The sequence below is a fragment of the Streptomyces sp. NPDC005784 genome (assembly GCF_042871525.1).
Lineage (GTDB): Bacteria > Actinomycetota > Actinomycetes > Streptomycetales > Streptomycetaceae > Streptomyces.
On record NZ_JBIAIQ010000012.1, the window covers coordinates 40,778 to 65,101 of the forward strand.

At 71.4% G+C, this 24,324-nt stretch carries 17 protein-coding genes and 1 pseudogene; 9 read left to right on the forward strand and 9 right to left on the reverse strand.

Features of this window, described 5'->3' with window-relative positions; all coding sequences use genetic code 11:
- The first annotated feature begins 1 nt into the window (after position 1).
- Entirely contained in the window at positions 2-2,830 is a 2,829-nt protein-coding gene (locus ACFYR3_RS20620) for an NHLP bacteriocin export ABC transporter permease/ATPase subunit (protein ID WP_389284229.1), read from the forward strand.
- A gap of 4 nt (positions 2,831-2,834) precedes the next feature.
- On the opposite strand, the gene ACFYR3_RS20625 is transcribed toward ACFYR3_RS20620, so the two are convergent.
- Both ACFYR3_RS20625 and ACFYR3_RS20630 read right to left on the reverse strand, forming a co-directional pair.
- The gene (locus tag ACFYR3_RS20625) at positions 2,835-3,371 is read right to left on the reverse strand and encodes an SRPBCC family protein (protein WP_389284231.1); all 537 of its coding nucleotides are present in this window, start codon (positions 3,369-3,371) and stop codon (positions 2,835-2,837) included.
- A gap of 6 nt (positions 3,372-3,377) precedes the next feature.
- Positions 3,378-3,815, reverse strand: coding sequence for an ArsR/SmtB family transcription factor (locus tag ACFYR3_RS20630; RefSeq protein WP_389284233.1), 438 nt, complete (start codon positions 3,813-3,815; stop codon positions 3,378-3,380).
- A 188-nt stretch (positions 3,816-4,003) separates the two neighbouring features.
- Here ACFYR3_RS20630 and ACFYR3_RS20635 point away from each other — a divergent pair, with 188 nt between their 5' ends.
- Complete coding sequence (locus ACFYR3_RS20635) at positions 4,004-5,506, forward strand: MFS transporter (protein WP_355840462.1); 1,503 nt, start codon at positions 4,004-4,006, stop codon at positions 5,504-5,506.
- A gap of 23 nt (positions 5,507-5,529) precedes the next feature.
- Here ACFYR3_RS20635 and ACFYR3_RS20640 read toward each other — a convergent pair whose 3' ends face one another.
- Entirely contained in the window at positions 5,530-7,155 is a 1,626-nt protein-coding gene (locus ACFYR3_RS20640; RefSeq protein ID WP_389284235.1) for a phosphatase PAP2 family protein, read from the reverse strand.
- A gap of 454 nt (positions 7,156-7,609) precedes the next feature.
- Positions 7,610-8,044, reverse strand: coding sequence for a protease inhibitor (locus ACFYR3_RS20645; RefSeq protein ID WP_355840464.1), 435 nt, complete (start codon positions 8,042-8,044; stop codon positions 7,610-7,612).
- A gap of 342 nt (positions 8,045-8,386) precedes the next feature.
- On the opposite strand from ACFYR3_RS20645, the gene ACFYR3_RS20650 reads away from it, so the two are divergent.
- The 3 genes from ACFYR3_RS20650 to ACFYR3_RS20660 all read left to right on the forward strand — a co-directional run bounded on the left by ACFYR3_RS20650 (position 8,387) and on the right by ACFYR3_RS20660 (position 10,082).
- A complete protein-coding gene (locus ACFYR3_RS20650) occupies positions 8,387-8,938 on the forward strand; it encodes a hypothetical protein (protein ID WP_355840465.1) in 552 nt (183 codons plus the stop codon).
- A 164-nt stretch (positions 8,939-9,102) separates the two neighbouring features.
- The gene (locus ACFYR3_RS20655; RefSeq protein WP_356780949.1) at positions 9,103-9,594 is read left to right on the forward strand and encodes a TIGR03668 family PPOX class F420-dependent oxidoreductase; all 492 of its coding nucleotides are present in this window, start codon (positions 9,103-9,105) and stop codon (positions 9,592-9,594) included.
- Positions 9,591-10,082, forward strand: coding sequence for a transposase (locus ACFYR3_RS20660; protein ID WP_356780860.1), 492 nt, complete (start codon positions 9,591-9,593; stop codon positions 10,080-10,082). Before ACFYR3_RS20655 ends, ACFYR3_RS20660 begins: the two co-directional genes overlap by 4 nt.
- Here ACFYR3_RS20660 and ACFYR3_RS20665 read toward each other — a convergent pair.
- Positions 9,986-11,164 (reverse strand): helix-turn-helix domain-containing protein, encoded by a 1,179-nt coding sequence (locus ACFYR3_RS20665; protein ID WP_355840469.1) that lies wholly within the window; start codon positions 11,162-11,164, stop codon positions 9,986-9,988. The two genes, ACFYR3_RS20660 and ACFYR3_RS20665, sit on opposite strands and share 97 nt — an antisense overlap.
- Before the next feature lie 113 nt (positions 11,165-11,277).
- Here ACFYR3_RS20665 and ACFYR3_RS20670 point away from each other — a divergent pair, with 113 nt between their 5' ends.
- Together ACFYR3_RS20670 and ACFYR3_RS20675 are read left to right on the forward strand one after the other, a co-directional pair.
- A complete protein-coding gene (locus ACFYR3_RS20670; protein ID WP_355840470.1) occupies positions 11,278-12,447 on the forward strand; it encodes a lactate 2-monooxygenase in 1,170 nt (389 codons plus the stop codon).
- A complete protein-coding gene (locus ACFYR3_RS20675; protein ID WP_389284239.1) occupies positions 12,444-13,418 on the forward strand; it encodes a 2-hydroxyacid dehydrogenase in 975 nt (324 codons plus the stop codon). The genes ACFYR3_RS20670 and ACFYR3_RS20675 overlap by 4 nt, the downstream gene beginning before the upstream one ends.
- 55 nt (positions 13,419-13,473) lie before the next feature.
- Here ACFYR3_RS20675 and ACFYR3_RS20680 read toward each other — a convergent pair whose 3' ends face one another.
- From ACFYR3_RS20680 to ACFYR3_RS20690, 3 genes are all read right to left on the reverse strand, one after another.
- Positions 13,474-15,474, reverse strand: a complete 2,001-nt coding sequence (locus tag ACFYR3_RS20680) for an RICIN domain-containing protein (RefSeq protein WP_355840472.1) — start codon at positions 15,472-15,474, stop codon at positions 13,474-13,476.
- A gap of 694 nt (positions 15,475-16,168) precedes the next feature.
- Positions 16,169-16,777 carry a hemerythrin domain-containing protein gene (locus tag ACFYR3_RS20685; RefSeq protein ID WP_355840473.1) on the reverse strand — a complete coding sequence of 203 codons (609 nt, stop codon included), beginning with the start codon at positions 16,775-16,777 and terminating at the stop codon, positions 16,169-16,171.
- Positions 16,774-18,387, reverse strand: coding sequence for an MFS transporter (locus tag ACFYR3_RS20690; protein WP_355840474.1), 1,614 nt, complete (start codon positions 18,385-18,387; stop codon positions 16,774-16,776). Before ACFYR3_RS20690 ends, ACFYR3_RS20685 begins: the two co-directional genes overlap by 4 nt.
- A 189-nt stretch (positions 18,388-18,576) precedes the next feature.
- On the opposite strand from ACFYR3_RS20690, the gene sigJ reads away from it, so the two are divergent.
- A complete protein-coding gene (gene sigJ, locus ACFYR3_RS20695) occupies positions 18,577-19,548 on the forward strand; it encodes an RNA polymerase sigma factor SigJ (RefSeq protein WP_355840475.1) in 972 nt (323 codons plus the stop codon).
- Positions 19,545-21,236, forward strand: a complete 1,692-nt coding sequence (locus ACFYR3_RS20700) for a cytochrome bc complex cytochrome b subunit (RefSeq protein ID WP_389284242.1) — start codon at positions 19,545-19,547, stop codon at positions 21,234-21,236. The genes sigJ and ACFYR3_RS20700 overlap by 4 nt, the downstream gene beginning before the upstream one ends.
- Here the strand turns inward: ACFYR3_RS20700 and ACFYR3_RS20705 are convergent.
- Positions 21,147-24,250: pseudogene (locus ACFYR3_RS20705) on the reverse strand (glycoside hydrolase family 2 TIM barrel-domain containing protein). The gene ACFYR3_RS20700 and the pseudogene ACFYR3_RS20705 sit on opposite strands and share 90 nt — an antisense overlap.
- Positions 24,251-24,324 lie beyond the last annotated feature (74 nt).

Sequence of the window (24,324 nt, forward strand, 5' to 3'; positions counted from 1 at the left end):
GATGACCACGGTTCACGAGGGTGTCCACGAGCAGGACATGGTGCTCGGCGCGCTCGGCGGCATGGGCACGCCGGTCGGCTGCGCGGGGCTGAGCCGGCTCGATCTGGAGGGTCCGCAGGTCCTGTGGCTGGTGGTCGCGGGCGCCATGGACCTGTTCGCGGTCGACGCCGCGCAGCAGGGTCACTGGCATCACCTCGGCCGGCTCGAAGCGGGCTCCCTGCTGCTCGGCCCGGTGACGGGCCCTCAGCACACGCTGGTGGGACGGCCGTTGCGGGACTGCGAGGTGCGCCGGATCGGGTTGCGGGAGCTGTACCAGCAGGCCGACACGGCGACTTGGTCGTACGACGCCTACGGCAACCCGCAGTACGTGCCGCCGACGGAGAGCCCGCTGGAGTACGCGCTCGCGCTCGGCGTCGGACGCGGTCTGTCCATCCTCTTCCAGGCGCCGATGGCCACGGAGAACGCGGCGGCACCCACCGACGACGATGTCTTCTGGATGCAGGTCCCGCCGGGGAGCGTGCGGTACGGGTCCCTGTACGGGGCCGAGGCCGCCGCCGATCTGCTGATGGACTCCGGGGTCTGGCAGGGCATGGTCGACCAGCAGTACCGGCTGCTGTCCACGCTCGACCGCTGGATCGAGGAGCTGGAGGCCGGTCACGAGGACCGCACGGCGGCGGGTATCAGGGCCGGTGAGGCCGTCCGCGCCCAGGCCGACCGCACGCTGCTCGCCTCGATCGGCAGAGCGTCGGCGAAGCGCCCGACCGCGGCCGACGCGGACGCCACGTACGCGGCCTGCCAGTTGGTCGCCCGCGCCGCCGGGATCACCCTCGCCGAGCGGGCGCAGAGCGGCACGGAGAGCGACCGGCTCGACCCGGTCGAGCGGATCGCGCTCGCCTCACGGATCCGGGCCCGTGCCGTACGTCTCGACGGGCGCTGGTGGCGCGACGACATCGGCCCGCTGGTCGGTCACCGGGCGGTGTCCGGGGCGCCGGTCGCGCTGCTGTGGCGGCGCGGCGGATATGTGGCCGTGCAGCCGTCGTCCGGGCGGGAGACGCCGGTCGAGAAGGCCAACGCGGCGGAGTTCGAACCACGGGCCGTGATGTTCTACCGTCCGCTGCCCGAGCGGCAGTTGAGTCCGCTGCGGCTGCTGCGGTTCTGTCTCGCGGGCACCGGCGGAGATCTGCGGAACCTCGCGGTCAGCGGTCTGGTGACCGTGGCGATCGGCGCGCTGGTGCCGATCGCGACCGGAAGGGTGCTCGGCGAGTATGTACCGAAGGCCGAGCACGGCCTGATCGTGCAGGTCTGTCTCGCGCTCATGGTCACCAGCGTCGTGTCGGCGGCGTTCATGCTGATGCAGAACCTCACGCTGCTGCGAATGGAGGGCCGGATCGAGGCGAGTCTTCAACCAGCCGTGTGGGACCGGCTGTTGCGGCTGCCGACGGCGTTCTTCGCCGCCCGCTCGACCGGAGAGCTGGCCAGTGCCGCGATGGGCGTCAGCGCGATCCGCCGGCTGCTCGCGGGGGTCGGCCCGACGCTCGCGCAGGCGGCCACGGTCGGCGCGATGAACCTGGGTCTGCTGCTCTGGTACAGCGTGCCGATGGCGCTGGCCGCGATCGGCATGCTCGTGGTGATCGCGGCCGTGTTCCTCGGTCTCGGTCTGTGGCAGGTGCGCGGGCAGCGCCGTCTGGTGGTGCTGAGCAACAAGCTCAACAACCAGGCCTTCCAGACCCTGCGCGGCCTGCCCAAACTGCGGGTCGCGGCGGCCGAGAACTACGCGTACGCGGCCTGGGCGGGCGAGTTCGCCCGCAGTCGTGAGCTCCAGCAGCGGGTCGGCCGCGTCAAGAACCTGACGACGGTGATGGGCGCGGTGTATCTGCCGCTGTGCTCCCTGCTGATGTTCATGCTGCTGGCGGGCCCGGCACACGGCTCGCTGTCGGCCGCCGCCTTCCTCACCTTCAACACGTCGATGACGATGCTGCTGACCTCGGTCACCCAGATCACCGGCGCGTTCGTGTCGGCTGCGGCGGCGCTGCCGATGTTCGAGGAGATCAGGCCGGTGCTCGACGCGACGCCCGAGGTACGGGTGGCGAGCACCCGTCCCGGTGTCCTGTCCGGCGGGATCGAGGCACGGCGGCTGTCGTTCCGGTACGCCGACGACGGTCCGCTCGTCCTCGACGACGTGTCGTTCGCGATCCGGCCCGGCGAGTTCGTGGCGATCGTGGGACCGAGCGGCTGCGGCAAGTCCACCCTGCTGCGGCTGCTGATCGGCTTCGACAGGCCGGTGTCGGGGAGTGTGCTCTACGACGGCCAGGATCTCGGAGCCCTCGACCAGTCCGCCGTACGCCGTCAGTGCGGTGTGGTGCTCCAGCACGCGCAGCCGTTCACCGGGTCGGTCCTCGACTGCATCTGCGGCACCGAGCCGTACACGCCGGAGGAGGCGATGGAGGCGGCCGAGATGGCGGGACTGGCCGAGGACATCAGGCGGATGCCCATGGGGCTGCACACCCTCGTCGCGGGCAGCGGCGCGATCTCGGGCGGCCAGCGCCAGCGTCTGATGATCGCCCAGGCGTTGATACGACGGCCGCGCATCCTCTTCTTCGACGAGGCGACCAGCGCGCTCGACAACGCGACGCAGCGCACGGTGATCGAGAGCACCAAGGCTCTGAACGCGACCCGGGTGGTGATCGCGCACCGGCTGTCGACCGTGCTGGACGCGGACCGGGTCATCGTGATGGAGGACGGCCGGGTGGCCCAGCAGGGCCCGCCCGCACAGCTGTTGGCGGACACGGGCGGGCGGCTGCACGAGCTGGTGCGACGGCAGCTGGCCTGAGCGGTCAGCCCGTCCCCGGGACCGGCGCGCCGGAGGGGACACCCGCCTCGACGTAGGCCTCGTAGATCTCCTTCCAGCCCGTGTTCCCCCCGGCGTGCGGGCCGTCGGACCGTTCGCCGCGGGCCGTCGCGTCGAGGGCGGTGAGGCACACCTCCCAGCCCGCGCCGTTGCGGGCGGCCGTGTTCGGTTCGGCGAGCACGTTGGTGAGCGTGAAGCGGGTGCGCCCGTCGTCGAGGGCTTCGAGGTCGAAGCGCAGTTCGTCGCCGCCCCACTCGAAGGAGAGATGGCGGGGCGGGTCGACGGCGAGGACACGACCCGTCGACTCCGGCATGTTCGGATCGCCGCTGAACGTGATCGTGCCGCCGGGGCGCAGCTCCATCTCGGCACGGGAGGGGAACCAGGCGGCCAGTTCGTCGGGGTCGGTCACGAACCGCCAGACACGGTCGACGGGGTGGTCGTAGGTGCGGCTGAAGCGGACGGCGGGGCGGCCGTCCTCCAGGGTGAGGTAGGTCCCGGTACGGGCGGTGGCTTCGGCGGACATGGTGACTCAGCCCTTCGGTGAGGGTGCTTCCGGTGAAGGTGCGTCCAGTGGGGGTGTTGCGCCGTTCGGCTGCCTTCGATCGTGCGGGAACGGCTCTTCGGAGTGGTCCGACGGCTCGCCCGCCCTTGGCTCCGGATGTCCGTCCAGGCGGCGGCCGAGGGCGTCCAGGCTCTCGTTCCACAGCGTGCGGTACGGGGTGAGCCAGGCGTCGAGTGCGGCGATCGGGGCCGGGTCGAGGGCGTAGACCCGGCGTTGCGCGTCCTGTCGTACCCGGACGAGCCCCGCGTCGCGCAGTACCCGCAGATGCTTCGAGGTGCCCGGCTGGCTGAGCCCGCACGCCTCGACGATCTCACCGACGGCCCGGGGGCGCTCCAGGAGGAGCGCGACGATGGCCCGCCGGTGGGGGTCGGCGAGGGCGGCCCAGAGGGAGGCGTCGTCGGACATGATTTCAATATGCCTCAGCGGTTATATGACCGTCAAGGAATGGAATGCGTGGGACGGACGTCACACCCGGCCGCCTAGCGAAACGTTGCCGTTTCGCTCGACGTGGGTCTAAGGTCGAACCGTCGATGTGTACGAAACGGTTTCGTTTACGTGCACGCAATGAGCGACTTCCCTGGAGTACTTCTCCCATGTCCCAGACCCTGACCAAAGGCACCGGCGCGAGCGCCGCGGACCCGGCGTCCGCACTCGCGTCGAAGCGGCGATGGTGGATCCTGTCGATCATCGGCATCGCCCAGCTGATGGTGGTCCTCGACGCCACCATCGTGAACATCGCCCTGCCCTCCGCCCAGGCGGACCTCGGCTTCTCCGACGGCAACCGGCAGTGGATCGTCACCGCCTACTCCCTGGCCTTCGCCTCCCTGCTGCTGCTCGGCGGGCGCATCGCGGATCTCTTCGGCCGCAAGCCCGCCTTCCTGATCGGTGTCGCCGGGTTCGCCGGGGCCTCCGTCCTGGGCGGCGTCTCCAACAGCTTCGGGATGCTGGTCACCGCCCGCGCCCTGCAAGGTGTGTTCGGCGCCCTCCTCGCCCCGGCCGCCCTCTCCCTGCTGAACACGACGTTCACCGACGCCAAGGAGCGCGCCAAGGCGTTCAGCGTGTACGGCGCGATCGCCGGTGCCGGTGGCGCGGTGGGCCTGCTGCTCGGCGGCCTCCTGACCGACGCGCTCGACTGGCGCTGGACGCTGTTCGTCAACCTCGTCTTCGCGGTCGTCGCCTTCGCCGGCGGCTGGGTCCTGCTCAGCGGTCACCGTGACGCGGCGAACTCCAAGCTCGACCTGCCGGGCACCCTGCTGGTCTCCACCGGTCTCTTCGCCGTGGTCTACGGATTCTCCAACGCCGAGACGCACCACTGGAGTTCGCCCGCCACCTGGGGTTTCCTGGCTATCGGCGGCATCCTGCTGGCCGCGTTCGCCTGGTGGCAGACACGGGCGAAGCACCCGCTGCTGCCGATGCGTGTCCTGCTCGACCGCAACCGGGCCGCCTCGTTCCTCGCGGTGCTCATCACCGGTGCGGGCATGTTCGGCGTCTTCCTCTTCCTCACCTACTACCTTCAGCTGAACCTCGGCTTCAGCCCCACCAAGACGGGTGTGGCGTTCCTGCCGATGATGGCGGCCCTGATGGTCATGGCCCAGGTCTCCACCACGGTCCTGGTGCCCCGGATCGGGCCGAAGGCGGTCATCCCCGCGGGCTTCGCGGTCGCCGCGCTCGGCATGGCCTGGCTGACCGGCATCGGCATCGGCTCGTCGTTCTCGACCGACGTGCTGCCGCCGCTGCTGCTGATCGGCGCCGGCCTCGGCATGGTGATGCCGCCCGCGATGTCACTGGCCACCAGCGGGATCGCGCCCGAGGACGCGGGCGTGGCCTCCGCGACCGTCAACACCATGCAGCAGGTGGGCGGTTCGATCGGTACTGCCCTGCTGAGCACGCTCGCCGCGAGCGCCTCGACCAGCTACCTCGCAGGCAAGGACGCGACGGACAAGCTGGTCCGGGCCCAGTCGACGATCGAGAGCTACACCACCGCCTTCTGGTGGTCGGCCGGCTTCTTCGCCGCCGGAGCGCTCATCGCGCTCGTGCTCTACCGCCGCGGCACGCCGGTCCAGGACCCGGACGCCGCACCGGTCGTGCACATGTGACCGGGTCCTGACCCGGTCACCCGTCAGGCCGAGGGGCCGCCGTCCGCAGGGAGACGGCGGCCCCTCACCCGTCGCCGGTAGCGGGCCGTCGCGGCGACCCGGCGCGCCTCCAGGCGCAGTTCGTTCCCAGGCCGGGCGGGCCGGTACACGACCAGCGCCCGGTACTCCTTCTCCAGCCGCAACCCGACCACGCCGGGGTGCACTTCGCCGTCGTACGCGAGGGTGTCGGCGCCGAGGAAACCGTCCAGCTCCACCCAGGGCACCCGCTCGGCGCCGTAGACCCGTGAGTGCCCCAGGGTCCCGAGGACCGAGGACGCGACGAGGCGGGTGCGGGCGAGACGGTGGTCGGCGTCGACCAGGCGTACATCGAGCAGCCCGTCGTCCAGACGCGGCCGGAAGGCGGGGGCGAGGCCGTCGGGGACGTAACGGCCGTTGCCCGCGAGGAGCAGCCACAGCCGGCGGGGCCGGCCGTTGACGTTCACCTCGACGGGGCGCGCGGTGCCCAGCACCCGGACCAGCGCGACGGCCGCCGCCGGCCCGGCGCCCCAGCGCGGCTCCAACTCCTTGCGGATGCGGATGAGTTCGGGGTACGGCCCGATGCTGAACGTGTTGAGGAACGGCATGTCCTGTCCCGCCGCCGAGCGGGCGACGCCGATGTCCACCGACACCGCCGCGCCCCCGGCGACCGCGACCGCGGTGTCCTCGAACTCCGGGACGCCCACGTCCAGCGCGAATTGGTTGAGAGCGCCGCCGGGGAACACGGCCAGCGCCAGCCCCCGTTCGGCCGCCGCGCGGGCAGCGGCGTTGGCACTGCCGTCGCCGCCACAGACACCGAGCGCGCCACCGATCTCGGCGGCCCGGTCGGCCGCCGCGGCGAGCAGCTCCGCGAAGTCGTCGCCGGGGCCGCGCTCGATCAACTCGGCCTCGGGCAGCAGGGCGCGCAGCCGCCCGGCGGGCGACAGCGGTGCCGCGGGCGCGCCGGTGCCGGTGCCGGTACCGGTACCGGCACTGGAACTGGGGTCACCATCGACACTGGCCCGGTTGTTGACGAAGACGACCAGCCCCTTGCCGAGCGGCAGCGCGGGTGCCCGCGCCGCGGGCCGCTCCCGCTCCGGTACGACGGGGCGCGGCGGCCACCAGCGGCAGGTGAGGGCGGCCGCGCCCGCGCCGATGGCCACACCGGCGAGCACGTCTCCCGGGTAGTGGACCCCTACGTAGACACGCGAGAAGGCGACGGCGGCGGCCACGGGCGCGACCAGGGCGCCGTAGCGCGTGGACTCCAGGACGACCGCGGTGGCGAAGGCCGCGGCGGAGGCGGAATGCCCGGACGGGAAGGATGTGGTGTGCGGCTGACGGGCCAGGTGCCGGATCGTGGGGACGCCTGCCAGCAGCGGGCGGGGACGCCGGGCACTCCACTTCACCAGCGTGTTGACGGTGAACGAGGCCAGCGCCAGTGAGCCCAGGCCGCGCAGCGCCGCCCGGCGCCCGGTGGGCCCGCCGACCAGGCTGATCCCCGCCGCCGTGCCCAGCCACAGGCGTCCGTGGTTGGCGGCGTGACTGAGCCGCCGCAGCGCCGGATCGGCTCCGGGCACCCGCACCGCGGCCACCCGCGTGAACAGCCGCTGGTCCCATTCGAGGAGTACACCCATGCTCCACCGCTACTCCGCCTCGGCCGCGTCGGCATCCCGGGTGACTCGCAACGGTGACGCGCGTGGGCCGTGCGGCGCACGGATCGCACCGCTCGGGACGGACCCGTCGCGGAACGCGGGACCCCTGGGAGGAACACCTCGCGAAACCCGGGGGCCCTGCGGGAGACACAGGTCGCGAAACCCGGGACCTTGCGCCGGGAGACACAGGTCGCGAAACCCGGGACCCTCCGGGCAGAGACACCTCACGGAACGCGGCACGGCATCACACCCCGGGGCGTGATGCCGTGCCGCGGCCGTTCCGGTCGTGCACGCAGAAATGCCGAGGGCCGGCCGACGGCCCCACTCCGTCTGACCGACCCTCGGTGCGAAATCACATGGCGCCTCGCGACGGAGCCCGCACTCCCCAGCTACGGATCCCGGTCCATGTCCACGACGGCCACGCGATCCCGGTCTCTCAGAACGCGAAGACGGTCATCCCGTAGGAGTTCTTCACGCACTCGTTGGCGAAGGTGTGCTCGTACGAGACGCGCTTGCCCTGCCAGACGCCGGCCACCGTGACGACCACGGGGTCGTACTGCCTCGTACAGAAGACGTCGTTTCTGGGTGTCAGTTCGTCGAAATCACCCTTGACCGCCCGGAGTTCGGCGCAGGCGTCGACCGCGGCCGGGTGGGTCCCGGAGGCCGTCGGGGCGCAGTTGAGGGTGACGGCGCGTTCCGGAGTGGTGACGGCCGCGCTCTGGCCGTGGCCCGTGGTGAGCACCAGGGCGGAGGGGGCGTAGAGCCCGGACGGGCCGAGGGCGGGGGCTGCGTGGGCGGACCCCATCAGGGGGCCGCAGACGGCGGTGGCCGTCAGGGTGAGAGTCGCTGCCCAACGCGCGGTGTTCGGCATTGTGTGCATCCTTCCGCTCGATCGAATGCGATACCGGCTCGGTCGAGTGCCGGTTCGGCGAGCGCGAGTCTGCCGAGTTCGCACAGGAAACACACATCGACCCCACGGGTTTCGGTAACTTTGAGTATTGAATCAGTGGCGTGAAGTTACAGAATTCGAACGTCTGGGGCCCGGAACTGAGCGGTTGTTGATCGCCGTCGACGGCCACCTGGCCGGATTGACACGCCTCAGCAATAGGCCTGAAACATTCCGGTTCAACCGGCATGCCGCCTCGACTTCCGCTTACGGCGGACTTCTTCCGCAGCTCTTGCATCTCGTTCGTAACGGAGTAATCGTCATTACATGATTACAACGGAGCAACGCGAGAAGCTGCGCGGCTGGTTCGCAGGCCGCCTGCCCGACGATCTCTTCGAGAGCCTGGCGGAGGTGACGGTCGACCGTGAGGAGATCACCGTCGTCGGCCGCATCCCCGAGCCGAGGCTCGCCGAAGGCGCCTCGGACGCCGAGAAGGAGGCGGCGCTCCAGGCCCGTATCCAGGAATTCCGCGAGCGCACCCGGGACGACCGCGTCGAGGTGGCCCGCGAGGCGGAGCACCGCTTCCGCAAGAAGGTCTCCTGGGGTGTGGAGTGCGGCACCGAGCGCGCCCTGTTCACGCATGTCGCCGCGCCGGTCATGACCCGGCTGCGCCAGCCCGAACGCGAGGTCCTCGACACGCTCATCGCGGCCGGGGTCGCCCGCAGCCGCAGTGACGCGCTGGCCTGGTGCGTGCGCCTGGTGCAGCGGCACACCGACGACTGGCTCACCGAGCTGCGCGACTCCCTGGAGCATGTGCAGCGGGTCCGCTCGCAGGGACCGGACGCCGAACCGCAGGACGTTCCCGGCGACGAGGAGTGACCCGGCCGGCGCTGCCATGACCGCGCGTCTCCGGGAGACCGCGCCACACTGGCAGCAGGTGCCGACGGGACGAGGCAACGCGGAGGTCGGCGCCGCCGCGTCCCCGCCCGCCCCTCGCGGGCGGCGACACGGTCCGCGGAGAACCGGAGCCGCTCGTGCCCGACATGGACGAGGACCAGGCGCGCCGCCGCTTCCTGGCGGCGCGGGTGGCGACTCTCGCGACCGTGGACACCGAGGGCCGGCCGCATCTGGTGCCGCTCGTGTTCGCTCACTGCGGCGACGAACTCGTGACCGCCGTCGACCACAAGCCGAAGCGGTCGCCGCTGCTGCGGCGGCTGCGCAACATCGCCGGCCATCCGGCCGTCTGTCTGCTGGTGGATGCCTACGACGAGGACTGGGAACGGCTCTGGTGGGTGCGGGCGGACGGCGACGCGCGCGTGATCCCGCCGCCGGGCGGACGGGAGCGCGGCGAACGGGAGCCCGGTGAACGGGAGCCCGGTGAACGGGAGCGCGGTGAGGTCTCGCACGCCTACGCCGCGGCCGTCGACGCGCTGCGGGACAAGTACCCCCAGTACCGGAACCGGCCACCGGACGGCCCGGTGACCGTGATCACCGTCCACCGCTGGCGGGGCTGGCAGGCCGCCCCGGACCGTTGAGCGGCGCCCCGGGGAACCGAAGGGAGTTCGCCCTCCGGAGACGGATCGAGCCGCCGCTGCCGGACCGGACACCTCGGCGGGGTGGGCGGTGGCGTGATCACCGGCAGGTGATTGACGCGATCGCGTTCCAGTACCGCACCGGGACGCCGTGGATGGACCTGCCAGAGCACTTCGGCTCGTGGAAGGGCGCCCACAACCGTCTGCGCATGTGGGCCGCGGACGGCACCCGGGCGAAGGTCTTCACCGCCCTGCTCGCCCAGGCCGACGCAGAAGGCGACCTCGACTGGGTCGTCGCGGTCGACTCCACGATCGTCCGCGCCCACCAGCTCGCCGGCCGGGGCCCGTCAAAAGGGGCCCCGGCCGGCGAGCCACCCGACGCCCTCGGACGTGCTCAGTCGCGGATCGTGCGGGCGATGTCCAGGGTGAGGCGGTGCCAGGGGTCGCGCGGGTCGCGGCCGGTCAGTTCGTGGACGCGGCGCAGGCGGTAGCGCAGGGACTGCGGATGAAGGTGCAGCGCCCGCGCGGCGGCGTTCGCCGAGCCCGAGTCGATGTACGCCGTGAGCGCCTCCAGCAGATGCCGCTGAGCGGCGTCGGTGAGCGGCCCGAGCACCAGCCGGGCGATGTGGTCCGGCGCGGCGGCCGGGCGCCCCGCGAGCAGGGCGAGGACCTGCGCGTCGGCATCCGTGAGTACGTGCCCGGATCGATGGGCGTGGGCCGGTGCGGTGTCGAGCGCGTCGGCGGCGAGCCGGTGCGCGAGAGCGACCCGGTCCAGGCCCTCGCCGGTGATGACACATCCGCGCCAGGATCGTTCACCGAGGACCGCCCCCACGCGTGCCGACGCCGCCAGCGGCAGCAGTAGAACGGCCCGGGAGCCCCGTACCGTCGCCAGGGACGTCACCTCGCCCTGGGGACCGGCCAGCGCGTCGAGCAGTCCCGTCGCCGTCTCGTGCGCGAGGTCGGGCCGGTCCGCGGCGACCGGTTCCGCCACCAGCAGGCAGCAGGGGTCCGGAAGCTGGATGCCCAGCCGGGCGGAGCGGTCGGTCAGCGCGCCCACCGAGGCGTGCCGCCCGGCGATCAGGTCGTCGAGCAGCAGCCGCAGCGCCCGGGTCCGGTCACCGGCCAGGTCCTCGCTGGTGGCCGCGTAGGCGGTGGCCATCTCCTCGGAGAGGGTGTCGAGGGTGACGAGCAGCATGCGCGCGAGCGCGAAGGCGTCGGCGGCGGCGAGCCGGGGCGCGCGGGCGGCGACCTCGTCCGTGAGGACGGTGCCCGCGACCCGGTAGGCGCGCAGCACCGCCTGCACCGGGCGCCCGTCCGCCGCACGGGCCGACGCGATGCCACGGAAGCGCCGCAGATCGGCCGGCCCCAGTGTGCCGCCGGTGGCCCAGAGCTGCAGCAGCCGTTCGAGGCCCCAGGCGGCGATGGCCCGTACCTCGGGCAGCCGGCTGTCGTCGAGTGCCGCGTACACCGGGACCTGTTCGTGGACGGCGGCGACGATCGCCTCCACGACGCGTGGGTCGGCGACCATCTCCTGCCGGATGCGTTCCCGGACCTCGGACGACTTGTTTGTCACAGGGTGATGATTCCAGCCGCACGTTGTGCGCACCACGGTGGACGGGACTTGTCACAGTCGCCAGGATCGACCTCGTACAGCGCGGTCTCAGGGACGAGAGGCGGGACGTACGGATGGCGAAGCATTGGGCCGACTTCCAGTACGAGATCTATCTGAACGGAATGACGGGCGCCGTACCGCGGCTGCCCACGGATCTGACCCGGCTGGAGGAGCTCACCGAACAGCGGCTCGGCCCCGGTCCGGTCGGCTATGTGGCGGGCAGCGCGGGCAACGGCAGCACGGCGCGCGCCAACCGGGACGCCCTCGACCGGCGCCGGATCGTGCCGCGCATGCTGCGGGACGTCCACGAACGCGACCTGTCCGTCGAGGTGTTGGGACGCCCGCTGCCCGCGCCGCTCGCGCTCGCCCCGATCGGCGTGCTGTCGATCATGCATCCGGACGCGGAGTGCGCCGCGGCACGGGCCGCCGCCGCCCAGGGCGTCCCCTACATCCTGTCCTCCGCCTCCAGCACCCCCATGGAGCAGGTCGCCGAGGCCATGGGGGACGCCGAGCGCTGGTTCCAGCTGTATTGGGCGAAGGACCGCGAGGTCACCCGCAGCTTCCTGGACCGGGCGAAGGCGGCCGGGTTCACCGCCCTGTTCGTCACCCTGGACACGCCGTTGCTGGCCTGGCGCCCGCGCGATCTGGACCAGGCGTACCTGCCGTTCCTGCACGGGGTGGGCACCGCCAACTACTTCTCGGACCCGGCGTTCCAGGCCGGTCTGGCCAAGCCGGTGCACGAGGACCCGAACGCGGCCGTGATGCACTTCGTGAACATGTTCGCGGACCCCGGCAAGACCTGGCCGGATCTGGCCTTCCTGCGCGAGAACTGGGACGGCCCGATCGTCCTCAAGGGCATCCTGCACCCGAACGACGCCCGGCGCGCCGCCGAGGCCGGGATGAACGGCGTGGTCGTCTCCAACCACGGCGGCCGGCAGGTCGCGGGATCGGTCGCGGCCGCCGACGCGCTGCCCCGCGTGGTGGAGGCGGTGGGCAACCGGCTCACCGTGCTCTTCGACAGCGGTATCCGCACCGGCGACGACATCTTCAAGGCGCTGGCACTGGGCGCGCGGGCGGTGCTCGTCGGACGCCCGTACGCCTATGGGCTCGGCCTCGACGGACAGGCGGGCGTCGAACACGTCGTCCGCTGCCTGCTCGCCGAGTTCGATCTCACCCTCGCCCTGTCCGGGCACGCCCGCCCGGACTCCCCCGGCCCCGACGACCTCATCGAGGAAACCGCATGACCGTCACGAAGAACGTGCTCGCCGTCGTCTCTCCGCATGTCGGCGGCCGTACGGCGGGAGCCGCGCTCGCCACGCTCTTTCCCGGGCAGGTCCGCGTCACCGTCGTGGAGGCGACGGACGAGGACCCCGCCGCGCTGCGCGAGGCCCATGTCGTCGTCACGGGCCTCGGCCCGGTGACCGCCGAACACATCGCCGCCGCACCCGACCTGGAACTGATCCAGTGCGCGAGCCACGGCTTCGACTACGTCGATCTGGACGCCGCGCGCGACCGGGGCGTGCCCGTGTGCAACATCGGTTCCAGCGGCGCCGAGAAGCAGAACGTGGCCGAGCAGACCTTCGCCCTCATGCTCGCCCTGGCCAAGCAACTGGTGCCCGCCCACACCGCGTTGACCGAGGCCGACTGGGCGCTGCCCCGGCTCCAGCAGTCGATCACCGAACTGTCCGGCAAGACGCTCGGCATCGTGGGACTCGGCCATATCGGCGAGGAGGTCGCCCGGCGCGCGGTCGCGTTCGACATGAGCATCGTGTACGCCGGGCCCACGCCCGTGTCCGCCGAGACGGAGGCCCGGCTCGGCGCCCGCCATGTCGAACTCGACGAACTGCTGCGCATATCGGACTACGTCAGCCTGCACGCGCCACTCACCGAGGCGACCCGGCATCTGCTGAACGCCGAGCGGCTCGCGCTGCTCAAGCCGACCGCGTTCGTCGTCAACACCTCGCGGGGCGCCCTGATCGACCAGGACGCCCTCGCGGACGCGCTGCACGCGGGCGCCCTGGCCGGAGCGGGCCTCGATGTCTTCGACCCCGAACCGCCCACCCCGGCCCTGCGGTTGCTCAAGGCGCCGAACGTGGTGCTCTCTCCGCACGTCGCCGGTGTCACCCGCGAGACGCTCGTACGGATCGCGCTGGCCGCCGTCCGGAACGCCGCGGACTTCGTGGCCGGCAAGCCGCCCCAGGACGTCGTCTCGTAGCCGCAATCCCGTCGGCCCTGCGTGCGCGACGGGCCGACAGCGGATCGGGGTCTCTCTAGCGGGCCTCGGTCCGCCAGCGCTGTATGTCGGAGTAGTCGCGGACCTTGACCACGATGTCGGCGCCAGGGTCCGCGGACGCGGGTGCGACGGCCAGTCCGTCGCGCCCGCGGGACAGCAACTCGCCCTCTTCGGTGAGGTCATAGCGCATGTCCTCGCGCTGCTTCGCATCCTCGCCCGCACAGCGGTCGAGCAGGAGGACACCGTCGTCGGCACGCGCGTCGAGGCAGAGCCCGGAACCGGCGACGCTGCGCAACAGTCCGTCCCGCTCGTACACCCACTGCTGGGTCCAGGCGGACGAGCACACGTCCAGCGTGGCCTCGGCGCCTTCCACGGCCCTGGAGTCCCGGACGTCGAGGCACAGGTCGGCGTCCACGTTGCGCAGTCGGGCCCGGTCCCCCTTGACGAAGACTCCGGCCGCGGTGGACGGAGTGGACCTTACGGGCGGGACCTCAGAACCCTGGGTGGGTGACAGTGTCCGGCTGCTGCTCGCGCCGATGGCGGCCGCGGTGTCGGCGCCGCCCTCCTCGTTCGGCCACAGGCTGACCGCGAGGACGGTCGCCAGCAGGGCGGCCGACAGGCCGGCTCCGGTGACCAGTGCCTGCTGCGGGACTTCCACCGGCCCGGCGGCGCGGCTCCCCGTCGGGGCGAACGGGGACACCAGACGACGGCGGCCGCCCGCCCCGGGGCGCCCACGGCCCGCCGGGCGCCCACCACTTTCCGAGCGCACGTCGTCCCCGGAGCGCCCGCCCGCGCCGGGTCGCCCACGGCCCGCCGGGGTCTCACCACTCTCCGGGCGCACGCCCGCTCCGAAGCTTTCGCCCATTACCGGACGCCCACCGTCCGCCAGAGTCACACCACTCTCCGGGCGCACGTCGTCCCCGAAGCCTTCACCCACTCCCGGACGCCCACCGTCCGCCGGAGTCACACCACTCTCCGGGCGCACGTCGTCCCCGAAGCGTTCACCCACTCCCGGACGTCCACCGTCCGCCGGAGTCACACCGCTCTCCGGGCGCACGTCATCTCCGGAGCGCCCACCCTTTCCGGCTCGCCCGCGACGTCCCAGGCGTCCGTCGTCCACAGGACGTCCGCCCTTTCCGGGGCGCTCACCGCCTCGCTGTCGTCGGCCGCCGAACGGGGACACGCTCCGGTGCCGTAGCGCTTGCCGCCCGCGGCTCCGGCGGGAGTCGAAGTAGCGACGGGCGCCCCAGCCGAGCACGGACTCGGCGATCAGGACCCCCAACTCTCCCTCAAAATGGCCGAGTTGAGCCGCCGCGTAGCGGCAGTAGGAGCACTCCGCCAGATGCTGCTGGACATCCGGCAGCAACGCTCCACCGCGCCGGATCGGCACGTCGAGGAGCCGGTTGTGGAAACCGCATTCTCTGGTCGGGGCGAGTTCCAGATGGGCGCGCAGGCAGGCCTGGCGAAATTGCTCGCGGGCCTGATCCCAGGCGGCGAACGCGGTGTCGGCGTCCATACCCAAAAGGCCGGCCGGCACGGACAGCGACTCGTCCTCCACCTCGGTGTGCCACAACAGGCATCGGGCGGCGCCCGGAAGAGCGAGGAAAGCGCGTTCGGCGAGCTTGCGGTTTTCTGCCGTCATGGACTTCGCCAGGCGCATACCGCGGCCCCCCGCAGGCTTTCTCAAGGCCGGCAGGGCTTCTGATATCCGATCGTCCGCCGCCCAGTTCCGGACCGTGTCCCGTACCGTCACGAGGAGTCGGGGCCGCAGCGCGAGAGCCCGCTCACCCTCGGCGAGGCGGTCGAGCACGTGATGGAAGGATGCCTCGGTGACCATGGAGGCGACCTGCGACGAAGTGGCGAGGCAGATCACCGCGTAGTCGTATGCCGGCCGCCAGTGGCGGGCTGTCAGCAGAGCGACGGGACGGGTGGCGTCGGCCTCCGACCCGCCTCTCAGCACGGCGGCGAGATCCTCGTCGGATTCGCCGAAATATCCGCCGGGCGGATGGGCGGGAAGCGGCGGGTGGGGGGTGCGCACGGGAGCGGGTTCCTTCCGAGGTGCAAGGTGGCACAGAGAAGTGCTTGCCCGTCGAAAAGGATTCCCGATTGGCGTAGACCTTTTTGACGGAACGCCGGGAAAACGGCCGGGGACGAAGGCCGTGCGGCGACCGTCGGTCAGGAGCCTCTTGAGCTCGTCGACAGCCAGGAATGGCGAACAGCGATTCAGACCCGGCCCTTGACCAGGCGCAGGAGGCTCACCTTCGCACAACACACTCGTGACCAACAAGGCGCACGGGTGAGTTCAGCCTTATTGAAAGAATGTCAAAAGCTGGTCGGCAACTCGACGAGGTCGCATCGGCTTTCGATATTTCATGCGCCCCGTGTGAACCGTGCGCACACGCCGGGCTCTCTCGCACGCTCCCGGCGCACAGAACTCTCGTAGTCCACTGGGACCGGCCCTTCTCGAAGGCCCCGCGCGGGACGGCGGCTCTCCCACGCGAAACCGGCCGCCGACCCCGATCTTCCCGCCCTCGGTCGGCGGCCCCGAGAAGGCTCGGGTTCCCGGAACGGGAGCCCAAGCCCCGCGCGCCTTGCACGGTCCGGGCACCCCGCACAGTCCGGGTGCCCCGCAGATTCCTGGCGCTCTGCGCGGTCCGAGCACCCCGCAGGGTCCCGGCGCCCCGCGTCACCTCGGCGCGGCCCCCCGCCTCGGATCTGCCCGCGCCGCCGGGTCAGCTCCCCCACACCCCGCGCCTGCGGTAGCCGGGCTCCCAGAACAGCCGATTGAGGACACGGACCGGCGGGGGCAGCGCGCCGAGGAACACGGCTCGGTCGGCGGGTGCGACGCCGTCCACGATCCACGGCACGAAGACGGCCGCCCCGCGCAGACCCTGCGTCTTGCGGATACGTCCCGTGAAGGCGCCCCAGTCCGCGGGAGTGAGCACCTCCTGGATGAGCGGCAGGGCGCTCCCTTCCTCGTGCGCGAGGTGGTCGTCGAGCGTGGTGGCCAGAATGTGCACCAGTGCCGGGAGTTCGGCCGATCCGTCATGCAACGCCTTTTCCACCGCGGCGAGTTGTGGATCAAGCCGGGCGTGTTCGGCCTCCATCTCCGCGAGCAGGGCGAGGTCCCGGGGGCGGCCCTCCACCCGGCGCGACACGCGCGGCCACAGGTCGCTGTCCTCGGCGGTGTGGTGGATGTGCAGTTGGTGCGTGAAGTCGGCCCAGCCGGCGCGGACCGGTGGCGTGAAGGCGGTGCCGTCCGCGGCCGCCTTGCCGAGGCGGTCCAGGTCGCGCCGGAAGGCGTCGTGGGCGGCGTACATGATGGTGAGGTCGATGCTCATGAGCTCGCTTCCTCCAGTTCGGGTTCGTACACGGGCAGGGCGTGCGGGTTGGCGGAGGGGCCGCGGTGACGGCGTACGGCGAGACAGGCGAGCGCGCCGGTCAGCAGGACCCCGGCGGAGACCAGGACGGCGGGGCCCATCGCGTCCACGAAGCCGTGGCCGAACACCTGGCCGCCCAGCTCCCGCATGTGGTCGGCGATGTCGTGCGGCACGCCGGCCGGGGCGCCGGTCGTCTGCCGGGCGGACACGTCGGACTCGGCCCGGGAGAAGGCCGCGACGAAGCCGTCGCGGTAGCCGGCGGGGAGCTGACCGGCGCGCAGCCGTGCCTGGTCGGTCAGCGAGTGCGCGAGCTGCGCCTGGAGCACGGCCCCGACGACGGCGCCCGCGAGGACCGAACCGACCTGCCGCAGCGCGTTGTTCACGCCCGAGGCGGCGCCGGAGAGCCGCGCCGGGACATGACGCATGACCTCGGTGGCCATCGGCGCGAAAGTGCAGCCGGCGCCCAGCCCGGCCAGGAAGAGCGGGAAGGCGACCGCCGTCCAGCTCGATCCGACGTCGGCCGCGGCCACGATCCAGACCAGGGCGGCGGCCCAGGCGAGCAGCCCGGTCATCAGGATGTACTTGCCGCCGATCCTGTCCGCGAGGACGCCCGCGGGTCCGGCCATCACGAACGAGCCGAGGGCGAGCGGCAGCATAACGAGTCCGGACTTGAGCGCGCTGAAGCCGAGAACGGACTGCAGGTAGATGGTCAGGGGCAGGAACATCCCGATGACGCCGAAGGAGACCGTGACGCCCACGAAGTTGATGAGGGTGAAGTTGCGGTCCCTGAAGAGCGAGAACGGGACGAGCGGATCGCGCGTCTGCCGGCCGCGCTCATGGACGAGGAACCCGGCGAAGAAGGCCGCCGCCGCGCCGAACAGCGACCAGATCCAGCCGTTCCAGTCGTAGCGCTGCCCCTCGGTCAGGCCGAACGCCAGACAGAACAGGGCACCCGAGGCGAGCACGACGCCGAAGGTGTCGAAACGGTGCCGTACCGAGCGTCGCGAGCCCGGGATGATCGCCAGGGCGAGGACCAGCACCAGGACGCCGAGCGGCAGATTGACGTAGAAGATCCAGCGCCAGTCGAGATGAGTGATCAGCGCTCCGCCGATGATCGGCCCGAGGGCGCCGGAGATCCCCGCGACGGCACCCCACACGCCCATCGCCGCGCCCCGCCGGTCGGACGGGAACACCTCGGCGATGATCGACAGGGTCTGCGGCATGAGCAGCGCGGCGCCGAGGCCCTGGACCGCGCGGAACGTGATCAGCTGCGCCGGGTTCTGCGCGAGGCCGCAGGCCAGGCTCGCGAGGGTGAAGAGGGCGACGCCGGCGACGAACAGGTTCCGTTTGCCGCGCAGGTCACCGAGGCGTCCCGCGGTGATCAGCAGGACGGCGAGGGCGAGGGTGTAGGCGTTGACGACCCACAGGATCTCGTCGAGGGAGGCGTCCAGGTCCTGGCCCATGTCGGGGATCGCGATGTTCACGATCGTCAGGTCCAGGAGCGTCATGAAGAACCCGAGGGAGAGCGTGACGAGGATCGCCCAGGGGTTGCCGTGCCATTTCTTGAACACGATGCGTGTCTCCTTGTTCCGGGGCATCGGAGCGCCGCGTAGGCGGACTCGCGTTCAAGAGGGCGTCCGGCGCGGCGGGTGTGACGCACGGAACCCGACATGAGACGTACGTCACATTTCGGCCGTCGGGTGTCACATTCGGGCCCCCTCCTCCCCTCGCAGTAGTGAGCGCATCAAGGGAGGCGAGCCATGTCCGAAAGTCCCGAGGCCGTCGTCGACGGCCCGACGCGGGTCTTCGTCGAGCACCGCGAGCTGCTGTTCGCGATCGTCTACAACATCCTCGGGACCGTCGCCGACACCGAGGACGTGCTCCAGGAGACCTGGCTGTCATGGACAGGCCGCGCCCGCCGCTCTCCCGTCGAGGACATCGGCAACCCGCGCGCCTACCTCGTGCGCATCGCGGTCAACCACGCGCTCGCCCGGCGCGCCGCCATCACCCGCCGGCGCGAGACCTATGTGGGCCCCTGGCTGCCGGAGCCCCTGGTCGACGAACCGGCCGCCGCCGAGCGCGCCGACGACCGCGCCCTGCGCTCCGAGTCCGTCTCGCTCGCGATGCTGGTCGTCCTGGAGTCGCTGACCCCGCTGGAGCGCGCGGTGTTCGTCCTCAACGAGGTGTTCGGCTATCCGCACACCGAGATCGCGCAGGTCATCGACCGCAGTCCGGCGGCGGTCCGCCAGCTCGCGCACCGCGCCCGGGAACACGTGCACGCCCGCCGTCCGCTCTACCGGGCCCATCCCCGTGTCCGCAGACAGGCGACCGAACGCTTCGTGGACGCGGCGCTCGGCGGTGACATCACCGCGCTGATGGAGATCCTCGCGCCGGACGTCACGGTGTGGACGGACGGCGGCGGCAAGGCCCGCTCGGCCGGTCTGCGGCCGGTGCGCGGACGGGACAAGGCGGCACGTCTGCTGGCCGGCTACGCCACCCGCCGTGGCGCCGGCCTGGACGTCCGCTACCGGCGGGTCAACGGGGACGACTCCGCGGTGGTCTTCGACGGCTCGTCGCCCTACGCGGTCATGGTCATGGACCTCACCCCGGACGGCGAGCAGGTGTCCGACGTCTACATCGTCACCAATCCCGAGAAGCTGACCCACGTCAGGCGCGACGAGGAAGCCGACGCGGACGGGTTCAGCGAGGCGGCGGAGGGAAGGCACGCATGACGGCCACCGGCACCGGAGGAACGGGCGAACGGGCGGCCTCCGGCGAGCGGGTCGCCTCCGGGGACCGGGCGGCCTCGGGCGTGCGGGCGACCTCCAGGAAGCAGGCGACCTCCCGGGAACGGGCGCCCTCCGGCGGGCGCGCTCCCTCCGGGGAGCAGGCATCCTCCGGGGAGCGGGTCGCCGACTGGCTCGACGGGCGCCTCGGTCTGCACTCCCTCGGCAGGCGGTATCTGCGCAAGGTCTTCCCGGACCACTGGTCCTTCCTGCTCGGCGAGATATGCCTCTACAGCTTCGTCGTCCTCGTCCTCACCGGCGTCTACCTCACCCTGTTCTTCCATCCATCGATGAACGAGGTGGTGTACCACGGCAGTTACGTCCCGCTGAACGGCATCCGGATGTCCGAGGCGTACGCCTCCACCCTCGACATCAGCTTCGACGTGCGCGGCGGGCTGCTCATCCTGCAGATCCACCACTGGGCCGCGCTCGTCTTCCTCGCCGCGATGCTCACGCACATGATGCGGCACTTCTTCACGGGCTCGTTCCGCAAGCCCCGCGAGGTGAACTGGGTCTTCGGCTGGACGCTGCTGCTCCTCGGCATGTTCGAGGGCCTGTTCGGCTACTCGCTGCCGGACGACCTGCTGTCCGGGACGGGGCTCAGGTTCGTGAACGGGGCGCTCCTCGCGACGCCGGTCGTCGGCACGTACCTGTCCTTCTTCCTGTTCGGCGGGGAGTTCCCGGGGCATGACATCGTGGCCCGCTTCTACGCGCTGCACGTCCTGCTGATCCCGGGCATCATGGCGGCGCTGGTCGTGGCCCATCTGATCCTGGTCGTGTACCACAAGCACACCCAGTTCGCGGGGCCGGGAAGGACCGAACGCAACGTCGTGGGAACGCCGTTCATGCCGGTCTACCTCGCGAAGGCGGGCGGCTTCTTCTTCCTGGTGTTCGGCGTCCTCGCACTGATCGCGGCGGTCGCGACCGTCAACCCGGTCTGGGCGTACGGCCCTTACCGCGCCGACCAGGTGTCGACGGGCGCCCAGCCGGACTGGTACCTGGGGTTCGCCGAGGGGCTGGTGCGGGTGATGCCGGGCTGGGAGATCACGTTGTGGGGCCACACCCTGGTGCTCGGCGTGCTCGTCCCCGTCCTCGTGTTCCCGCTGCTCCTGGTCGCCATCGGCGTGTACCCGTTCGTCGAGGCCTGGATCACGGGCGACCGGCGCGAGCACCATCTGCTGGACCGGCCCCGCAACCGGCCGGTGCGCACCGCGCTCGGGGCGGCCTGGATCAGCCTGTATCTGATCCTGCTCGCGGGCGGCGGCAACGACATCGTCGCGACGCGCTTCCATCTGTCGATCAACACGGTGACGTGGACGGTGCGGATCTCCCTGCTGGTCGTTCCCGTCGTCGTGTTCGTCGTGACACGGCGCTTCTGTCTGGGTCTGCAGCTGCGGGACCGCGACCTGGTGGCGCACGGCCGTGCGACGGGCGTCGTCAGGCGCCTGCCGCACGGCGAGTACGTCGAGGTGCACCGTCCGCTCGGGCCGGGCGAGCTCCACACGCTCACCGAGCACGAGCGGCGGCGCCTCGACCCCGGCCCGTCAGACGACCGGGACCTCCAGCCGGCTGATCCGCAGTCCGCCGTCGGCGGCGCCCGGGTGACCGCTCGCCAGGACGAGACGCAGCCGTGAGCCGCGTACCGCGTCGAAGGTGATCACGGTCGGCGCGTCCGACGTCGTGGCCCAGTCGACGGCCGCTCCGCGCACCGGCTCGTACCCGCTCCCGTCCCAGACCGACACCTCGATGCCGGCCGGGCGGGTGTGGGTCGCGTCGACGGTGAAGGAGACCTCGACGCGGTCGACGCGGCGGGGGCGCGCCCAGGTGACCGAGACCCAGTCCTGGGGGCGCGCCCCACTGAACGCGGGCAGCAGGGCCGTGGCGGACTTGTAGAAGGCGTTGGACCAGCCGGTGGCCGCGTCGCCGTCGAGCATCGCGGCCGGCAGCGAGTCCGGGCGGCCCGAGTAACCGGCGTCCGCGTATGGGTAGTCGGGGGCCGCCGGGTGGTCGGGCGGGAACGGCGTCGCGGGGGTGGTCGCCCCGGACCCGGTGGGGGTGGCGCGTACGGTCGTGGAGCCCGTACACAGTCCCGGAGCCCGCGCGGTCACCTTCAGGGCGCCCGGCCTCGCCCCGGAGCGGACGATGGCAAGTGCCTTGCCGTGGAAGGCGGTTCGGGTGCTCGCCTGATAGCGCTCGGCGCTCTCCTGGCGGCCGTTGTCGAGGCCGGCGAGCGATCCGCCGTCGACGTCGAACGCGATCGGGTGTTCCGCGTCGGGCACGACGACACCGTAGGCGTCGACCACTTCGGCGGTCACGAACACCAGCGAACGGCCGTCCGCCGCGAACGAGGTGCGGTCCGGCGTCAGACGGATCGCGTGCGCGGCCCCGGCCGTGCGCAGGACGTCCGTCGCGACCGCCCTGCCGTCGCGCCGGGCCACCGCCTTCAACTCCCCCGGCACGTAGGGGACTTTCCAGAGTAGATGCAATTTGCCCGCCCTGCCGTTCGGACTCGTGTAACTCCCGGGATACGGGCCGTCGGTGAAGGTCTTGTCGTCGGCGGTCGCTTCCGTGGTCTCCAGGTACGTACGCCCGTCGGTGGTCTTCTTGGTGTCGAACGTCCGCGTGCCGAGGGAATTCCCGTTGAGGAACAGTTCGACGGTGTCGACGTTCGCGTAGGCCCAGACCTCGACGGTGTCCCCCACCGTGTGGTTCCAGCTCATGGGCAGCAGATGGACCATGGGCTCGCTCGTCCACTGGCTCCTGAACAGGTGGTACATGTCCTTCGGGAAGCCGGCCGTGTCGACCGCGCCGAAGAAGGAGGCCTTCACCGGGAAGACGTCGTACGGCGTGGGCTCGCCGATGTAGTCGATGCCCGACCACAGGAACTCGCCCGCGAACCACTTGCGGTCCCGGTCCTTCTTGTGACCGTACTCGCCGCTCATCGTCCAGGAGGCGAGGTTGTTGTCGTAGGAGGAGACCGCGCGCCTGCCCGGCGTGTGGTTCTCCCCGGTGTTGAGGTGTTCCGGCTCCTGGTACGCGGAGCGGGTCGAGGTCTCGGACGACGACTCGGACTCGAAGAGGAACAGGTGGGGGTAGGCGGCGTGCAGGGCGTCCACCGACTTGGCGGTGTTGTAGTTGAGGCCCAGGCCGTCGAGCTTGGCGAGCATGAGGTCGGCCGCGGAACCCTTCGCGGGAAGGCGGCGGTATTTGTCGGAGCCGATGACCAGCGGGCGGGTGTCGTCCGCGGCCCTGATGGCGCCGATGACCCGGTCGGCCATGGCGAGCCCTGCGGTGGAGGTGGAGTCGGGGATCTCGTTGCCGATGGACCACAGCACCACGGCGGGCGAGTTGCGGGCCGCGAGGACCATCTCGCCGGCGTCCTTCTCGCACCACTCGTCGAAGAAGCGGCCGTAGTCGTGGGCCGTCTTGCCGGTCCGCCAGCAGTCGAAGGCCTCCACCATCATCACGATGCCCAACTCCTCGCAGACTTGGACGATCTGCGGCGAGGGCGGGTTGTGGGAGGTGCGGAAGGCGTTGACGCCCATCGACTTCATGATGGTCATCTGGCGGCGTACGGCGTCGATGCTGATCGCCGCGCCCAGGGCACCCTGGTCGTGGTGCAGGTCGACGCCCTTGATCTTGGCGTATGAGCCGTTGAGGTGGAATCCCTCGTCCGGGTCGAAGCGGAACGTGCGGATGCCGAACGGCGTACGGAAGGTGTCGACGACGGCGCCGCCGACGCGCAGTTCGGTCTCCAGGGTGTAGCGGTGCTCCGGGGTCGCGAAGTCCCACAACCTCGGTCTGTCGACGGTGAGTTCGTGGGTCTCGTCGGTCCGTTCGGCGACGGTGACCGTGGTGGCCGTGCTGGCGGCGGTCCGGCCGTCGGGGCCGACGATCCGTGAGATCACCAGGACGTCGGCCGGGGCGCCGGTCTCGTTGACGACCGCGGTCCGGGCCCGGACGACCGCCCGCTCCCCGTCGACGTCCGGCGTCGTGACATGAGTCCCCCAGCGCGCGACATGGATCGCCTCCGTCACGACCAGACGGGCGTCGCGGTAGATGCCGCTGCCCGAATACCAGCGGCTGCTGGGGAGTTGGTTGCGCACCTGGACCGCGATGACGTTCGCGGTGCTGCCGTCCGTTGTACACTGATCGCCTGCTTCGGCAGCGGGCAGGGCTTGTCCGGGGTCAGCCGCGAGGCTGACGTGAAGCCCCACGGATTTATCCGTTGGGGAGGAGTCACGTACACCCCGTCGAACTCCACGGAGATCCGTTTTCCGGCGAGGGCGGACGGCAGGGTGAAGGCGGTGCGGTACCAGCCCAGGCCACCGGGGAAGAACCCCGTGCCACTGGTGGTGCCGTACTCCGTGGTCGGGGCCCGCACGATGCTCCAGTCGTGCGGCACCACCACAGCTCGCCACCCCGAGTCGTCGTAGCCGGGCCGCTCGGCCCCCGTGTAGGCGCCGGTCGGGTCGGTGATGCCGCCCGGGTCGACCAGCGCGAAGCGCCAGCCGTCGCGCAGCGCGAGTGTCCGGCGTCCCCCGACGTTCCCGGCGGACGCCGGCCGGGCGTCGGCGGCGCCCGAGAGCGCGCCCACGGCGGGTACGGCCGTTCCTGCGATCACTACCGATCTTCGAGTGACCGTCACGGCGGCTCTCCCTCATCAGGGCCCATAAGTCATCACAACTGATCGTGAACAAACAGATTCTGACGGAGGGACAC

Bases quoted from the DNA above. Each gene is read 5' to 3' on its own strand.
- ACFYR3_RS20650 (WP_355840465.1), top strand. From the start codon at position 8,387: ATGATTACAACGGAGCAACGCGAGAAGCTGCGCGGCTGGTTCGCAGGC.
- ACFYR3_RS20655 (WP_356780949.1), top strand. From the start codon at position 9,103: ATGGACGAGGACCAGGCGCGCCGCCGCTTCCTGGCGGCGCGGGTGGCG.
- ACFYR3_RS20670 (WP_355840470.1), top strand. From the start codon at position 11,278: ATGGCGAAGCATTGGGCCGACTTCCAGTACGAGATCTATCTGAACGGA.
- ACFYR3_RS20625 (WP_389284231.1), bottom strand. From the start codon at position 3,371: ATGTCCGCCGAAGCCACCGCCCGTACCGGGACCTACCTCACCCTGGAG.
- sigJ (WP_355840475.1), top strand. From the start codon at position 18,577: ATGTCCGAAAGTCCCGAGGCCGTCGTCGACGGCCCGACGCGGGTCTTC.
- ACFYR3_RS20645 (WP_355840464.1), bottom strand. From the start codon at position 8,044: ATGCCGAACACCGCGCGTTGGGCAGCGACTCTCACCCTGACGGCCACC.
- ACFYR3_RS20620 (WP_389284229.1), top strand. From the start codon at position 2: ATGACCACGGTTCACGAGGGTGTCCACGAGCAGGACATGGTGCTCGGC.
- ACFYR3_RS20700 (WP_389284242.1), top strand. From the start codon at position 19,545: ATGACGGCCACCGGCACCGGAGGAACGGGCGAACGGGCGGCCTCCGGC.
- ACFYR3_RS20630 (WP_389284233.1), bottom strand. From the start codon at position 3,815: ATGTCCGACGACGCCTCCCTCTGGGCCGCCCTCGCCGACCCCCACCGG.
- ACFYR3_RS20635 (WP_355840462.1), top strand. From the start codon at position 4,004: ATGTCCCAGACCCTGACCAAAGGCACCGGCGCGAGCGCCGCGGACCCG.
- ACFYR3_RS20685 (WP_355840473.1), bottom strand. From the start codon at position 16,777: ATGAGCATCGACCTCACCATCATGTACGCCGCCCACGACGCCTTCCGG.
- ACFYR3_RS20675 (WP_389284239.1), top strand. From the start codon at position 12,444: ATGACCGTCACGAAGAACGTGCTCGCCGTCGTCTCTCCGCATGTCGGC.
- ACFYR3_RS20640 (WP_389284235.1), bottom strand. From the start codon at position 7,155: ATGGGTGTACTCCTCGAATGGGACCAGCGGCTGTTCACGCGGGTGGCC.